4 protein-coding genes are annotated in these 5,201 nt (G+C 56.9%); 2 read left to right on the top strand and 2 right to left on the bottom strand.

The features are described 5' to 3' along the window. The first annotated feature begins 185 nt into the window (after window positions 1-185). Window positions 186-1,955, top strand: a complete 1,770-nt coding sequence (locus WEB54_RS04210; protein ID WP_368053548.1) for an SLC13 family permease — start codon at window positions 186-188, stop codon at window positions 1,953-1,955. Window positions 1,956-1,960: 5 nt separating this feature from the next. On the opposite strand, the gene WEB54_RS04205 is transcribed toward WEB54_RS04210, so the two are convergent. Then, complete coding sequence (locus WEB54_RS04205) at window positions 1,961-2,875, bottom strand: DMT family transporter (protein WP_368053546.1); 915 nt, start codon at window positions 2,873-2,875, stop codon at window positions 1,961-1,963. 193 nt (window positions 2,876-3,068) lie between these two features. On the opposite strand from WEB54_RS04205, the gene corA reads away from it, so the two are divergent. Continuing rightward, window positions 3,069-4,019, top strand: coding sequence for a magnesium/cobalt transporter CorA (corA, locus tag WEB54_RS04200; RefSeq protein WP_368053544.1), 951 nt, complete (start codon window positions 3,069-3,071; stop codon window positions 4,017-4,019). Window positions 4,020-4,026: 7 nt separating this feature from the next. On the opposite strand, the gene WEB54_RS04195 is transcribed toward corA, so the two are convergent. Further along, window positions 4,027-4,995: a calcium/sodium antiporter gene (locus tag WEB54_RS04195; protein ID WP_368053542.1), complete on the bottom strand. Its 969-nt coding sequence runs from the start codon at window positions 4,993-4,995 to the stop codon at window positions 4,027-4,029. Window positions 4,996-5,201: the final 206 nt, after the last annotated feature.

The following is a 5,201-nucleotide window of genomic DNA, read 5'->3' as shown; positions in this document are numbered from 1 at the left end:
TGCTGCGGACTTCCCCGCAGGAGTACACCCGGTAGCCGACACTCAATTCTCAGGCCAATTCGGTACTCAAGCGTTAAAAGCAAACCCACTTATATCAATTAGTTACTTATAGATTCTTTTTAATTCATTTATAGAATCACTGACCTTGGTTACTCTTGAGGTTTTCCACGCGGGAGCACCCCTGAATGACCTGGCAAGGCTGCGCCACTATTGTGCTGGCATTGATCGCCCTGGTGGCAATGGCCAGCGGTCGTTATGCGCCGCACTGGGTAATGCTGGCGGTGATGATTGTACTCAGCGCCAGCGGTATTCTCAGCCCCGAACAAGCCCTGGCCGGGTTTAGCAATACCGGTTTAATGACCGTTGCCGCCTTGTTCGTGGTCGCGGCCGGCATTCATAACTCGGGTGGTGTGGATGCGTTGGTACACCGCTTCCTGGGCCGGCCATCCTCTACCCGCAGTGCTCAGGCTCGCATCATTTTTCCCGTGGCATTGCTCAGTGGCTTTTTGAACAACACACCGGTCGTTGCTACGCTGATTCCCGCCATCCATGCCTGGTGCCGCCGCATTGGCATTGCCCCCTCCAAACTGATGATTCCGCTGAGTTACGCGGCGATTCTGGGCGGTACGCTGACGCTGATGGGCACCAGCACTAACTTGGTGGTCAATGGCCTGTACCGGGACTTGTCCGGCGACACTTCGCTGTCGTTATTCTCGATCACCGCCATTGGTTTGCCGGTCGCGCTAATTGGTCTGGTGGCCATTGTCTGGCTGTTCCCGCGTATTCTGCCAGAGCGTCAGGATGCCCAGAAGTTCGGCTCGTTGCGGGAATTTACGCTGGAGGTTCGGGTTAACCCGACTGGCCCGCTGGTGGGTAAAACCGTCGATTCCGCTGGCTTGCGTAACCTCGACCGGCTTTATCTGGTCGAAATTGAGCGCCAGGGCAGCGTGGTGACGGCGGTGCCCTCGGAAGAACGGTTAATGGCCGGTGACCGCCTGGTGTTTGCCGGGGAAACCCAGGCCATTTCCGACTTGTTGCGCATTCAGGGCATTGTGCCTTCCACCCACGACGATGAACCCAGCCTCGACCAGCACCGGGCCGAGCGCCGCCTGGTCGAAGCCGCACTATCGCCGCGTTCGGATGTAATTGGCCAGACCATTCGCGACGCCCGCTTTCGCGACCGCTTTGGCGCCGTTGTGCTGGCGGTAGCCCGCCATGGCAAACGGGTTCAGGGCAACCTGGGCAATATTCGGCTGCAAGCGGGTGATGTTCTGCTACTGGAAGCCCGGCCCGCCTTTGTAAGCCGCCAGCATTACGCTCAGGACTTCCTGCTGATTAATGATCTGGAGACCGAACGCCCTCGTCACGACAAAGCGGGTATCGCCTGGCTGATTCTGGCTGGCGTGGTGTTCAGCGCGACCTTCGGCCTGCTCAGCATTCTGAATGCGGCGCTGCTCGGTGCCTCGGCGATGGTCGCCACCGGCTGCCTGCGCGTCAGTCAGATTCAGAAAAGCCTGGATGCACCCGTGTTGCTGACCATTGCCGCCTCCTTCGCACTCGGCAATGCGCTGCAGAGTACCGGCGCAGCGGCGGTTATCGCCCAGCAACTGGTCGCCCTCAGTGGCGGCGAGACCCTGCTGATGCTGGTTATGGTCTACGTCACCGTCTCCTTGCTGACCGAGATCATCACCAACAACGCGGCCGCTGTGGTGATGGTGCCCATTGTGCTGTCAATCACCAGTGCCGCTCAGGTCGATGCGGAGCCGTTCATCATGGGGGTGATGATGGCCGCCTCCGCCAGTTTCGCCACCCCGCTTGGCTACCAGACCAACCTGATGGTCATGGGCCCCGGTGGTTACCGCTTCAGCGACTACCTGAAAGTGGGCTTGCCGATGAACCTGCTTATTGGTGTCTCAACCCTGGTGGTGATCAGCATCCATTACGGGCTTGTATGAAGACTCTATTCTTTGCGCATCAAACTCAAACAGACGATGCCACTGAGCACAACCGCACCACCTAACAACTGAACCGGGGCCAGCGCCTGGCCCAGAACCAAAAAGCCCAGCAGCAGGGATGCGACCGGCTCCAGATTCATCACCGGGGCATTGCGCGCCATATTCAGCCGGGGCACCAGCACAAACAGTACGGTTGATGCAGTGCCATACAGGACCGCCAGACTGGCCAGACCGATCCAGCCGGTCTGGCTTTGGGGCAAGTCCAGACCACCGGGCACAATACCCAGCGCGCCGCCAAGGGCCATGAGTAACAGGACCGTCATCATGGTAAACACGCTGCGTACCGCACCCGGTAAGCGTGATAGCCGGTTTTCGGTTACCCAGATGGCCACCGAAAAAAACAACGCCGCTGATACGGCCAGAACCACACCCGGCAACCAGTCCGGGCCCATGGCAGCCGGATTCGCAAGCCAGGTACCCAGATCCAGCACCATCACCAGACCGATCAGGATGATGGTCATAATCACCGCAAAGCGCAGCGTTGGCCGCCGCCCGCCCAACAGCCAGGTCAGCAAGGCATACAGAATGGGCCAGGTGTTCACCAGTAACAACGCCACCGCCACCGGAATGCGCGCCACAGCCGAATAGAGACACAGGCTCTGCCCGGCGATCATGACTCCGAGCAAACACTGCCAGCGGCGCTTTCCGACCGGGATACCGAGCCTGTGCCTTTGCGCAAGCACCAGTGTTAGCATCATCAAAAAGGCGATACTGCCACGGGTCAGAATGGCCAGCAAAACGCCGGTACCGTCATCAAAGGCAACCCGGGCCGCAACATGATTGGCAGCAAACAGAAAGGACCCGGTAACCAGAATAGCGATGGCCACAGGGCGGGCCAGATGTTGGGAGGCGTTCGGCATGGTATTACGTTAACTCGATTCTCAAATAGGTCAGCCTATCAGCTTAGACCCGGGGTCGGTATCAGGCTCGCATCCTTAATTTTTCCTAGTACAGGACGCTGCATCCCCCTAAACTGGATTGAGCACCCCAGTTAACGCTGGCCGAAGCCGGTATGAACGGCTTCAAAGCACACTCGGTATAGGACCAACATTCATGCTGCGCCTGTTTAAGCTCGACCATAACCGAATTCAGCAGATACAGTCTGAACAGATCACCAACCCCATGCTCGCTAGTGCCGACTGGCTGGATGCGCACGAACCGGATACGGCTGAGCGGGATCAGATTAATGCGCTGATGCGATCGGAATTACCACTGGCCAGCGACATTTCAGAGATCGAGTCTTCAGCACGGTATTTTATTGACGATGAAGGTATCCATGTTCACTCACTGTTCCTGAGCCACAGCGAAGGTCGTCACAAGACAGCCACCGTTGCCTTTATCCTGCAGCCCAAACGACTGATCACAGTACGCGAAGGCAAACTTGCCGACTTTCGGCTGTTGCGGTTGCGGGCAAGACGAAGCCAGGTTGAAGCGGCCACCCCGGCTGACCTGATGATGACTATTTTTGAGCAGAAAGTAGAAAACCTGGCCGACTTTATTGAAGACATCCACCGGGATCTGGAAGGTGTAAGCAAGGTGGTGCTGGAAGATGAGAATTCAGACATGGAGTGGGCCATTGACCAACTGGCGAAACTGGAAGACAGCAACGGAAAAATCAGGTTGTGCCTGATGGACACCCAGCGCTCTCTTACTTTTCTGCAGCGTCAGATTCGCGGCCGCCTGTCGAGTCCGGAGCTGTGTACCGAAGTGTTGCACGACATTGAAACCCTGCTCACCCACACCAGCTTTTTGTTCGACAAGATCAACTTTCTGATGGACTCGACCCAGGGCTTTATCAACATCAATCAGAACAAGATCATCAAAACCTTTTCCATCGCTGCCGTGGTGTTTCTGCCACCGACTCTGGTGGCCAGTATTTACGGCATGAACTTCAATGTCATGCCGGAACTGAACTGGATGTTGGGCTACCCGATGGCACTGATGTTAATGCTCGCCTCCGGCATAGCCCCTTACTGGTTCTTCAAACACAAAGGCTGGCTTTGAGACCCGGTCAAACGAACAGGGTGCTGATCAGGTAGCCGGTATAGGCCAGATAGGCGACCAACAGGGCACCGCCCTCCAACCGGTTGATCCGGCCCGGGCCACGGAAACCGTAGCCGAAAACGAACAGCACCAGCGTCAGACCTGCCATCATCATGATGTCCCGATAAAACACTTCCGGGCCTACCGACATGGTGCCGAACATGCCGGCTATACCAACCACTGCCAGGGTATTGAACAGGTTGGAACCAATGATGTTGCCCAGCGCAATGTCATGCTCACCTTTGCGCGCGGCGATTATCGAGGAAGCAAATTCAGGCAAAGAAGTACCCACGGCGACTATGGTCAGCCCGATGATCAGGTCGCTGACACCCAGGCTCTGGGCAATCGACACCGCCCCCCAAACCAGAATGCGCGAACTGATGATCAGCAACACCAGACCGACACCCAGCCACATCAGCGCTCGCTTAAGCGGCATGGGCTCGGCAGAGAGCTCTGTTGCCATTTCGGTCGCCAGCGCATCGCCTTGCTGACCCAGGCTCTGACGAATCGTCCAGCCCATCAACGCAGCAAACACAACCAGTAAAACCAAAGCATCCAGCCGCGTCAGCTCGCCATCCCAAATCTGCCAGGCAGCCAGCACGGTCACCCCCAACAGAATCGGCAATTCCTTGCGCAGTACCTGGGAGTGCACCGCAATCGGGCTGATCAACGCGGTAACACCCAGAATCAGCGCGATGTTGGTGATGTTCGAACCGTAAGCATTCCCCAGCGCAATGCCCGGGTTACCCTGACTGGCCGCCAAAGCCGATACCACCATTTCCGGAGCCGAGGTGCCAAAGCCGACCACGACCATACCAATTAACAAGGGCGGCATTCCAAAATGACGCGCCGTTGAGGACGCGCCGCCGACAAACCGATCGGCACTCCAGACCAGCAGAATCAGACCGAAGATAATGGCGAGCAAGGGCAGTAACATGGTGGTTCCTTGAAAATTAATCATTAAGAGGCAGGTTCGAGTGAGGGCTGCTGAGCCGCAGAGCTGACCGGTGGTCAACCGAGTGAATTATAGAAAAATGAAGAGAGAATGACAGGTGAATTTTATGAACCGCCCAACCGGCCCGATAGAAAAAGAGCCCGCGATGTAAGCGCTGGCTCTGTGTTTCTGGATCGGTAGAGTCGCTA

The sequence above is a fragment of the Saccharospirillum sp. genome (assembly GCF_040881935.1).
In the GTDB taxonomy this organism is placed as follows: domain Bacteria; phylum Pseudomonadota; class Gammaproteobacteria; order Pseudomonadales; family Natronospirillaceae; genus Saccharospirillum.
Note: the sequence above shows the minus strand (reverse complement) of the source record. Positions and strands in the feature narration are given on the sequence as shown.

Bases quoted from the DNA above. Each gene is read 5' to 3' on its own strand.
- WEB54_RS04210 (WP_368053548.1), top strand. From the start codon at position 186: ATGACCTGGCAAGGCTGCGCCACTATTGTGCTGGCATTGATCGCCCTG.
- WEB54_RS04205 (WP_368053546.1), bottom strand. From the start codon at position 2,875: ATGCCGAACGCCTCCCAACATCTGGCCCGCCCTGTGGCCATCGCTATT.
- corA (WP_368053544.1), top strand. From the start codon at position 3,069: ATGCTGCGCCTGTTTAAGCTCGACCATAACCGAATTCAGCAGATACAG.
- WEB54_RS04195 (WP_368053542.1), bottom strand. From the start codon at position 4,995: ATGTTACTGCCCTTGCTCGCCATTATCTTCGGTCTGATTCTGCTGGTC.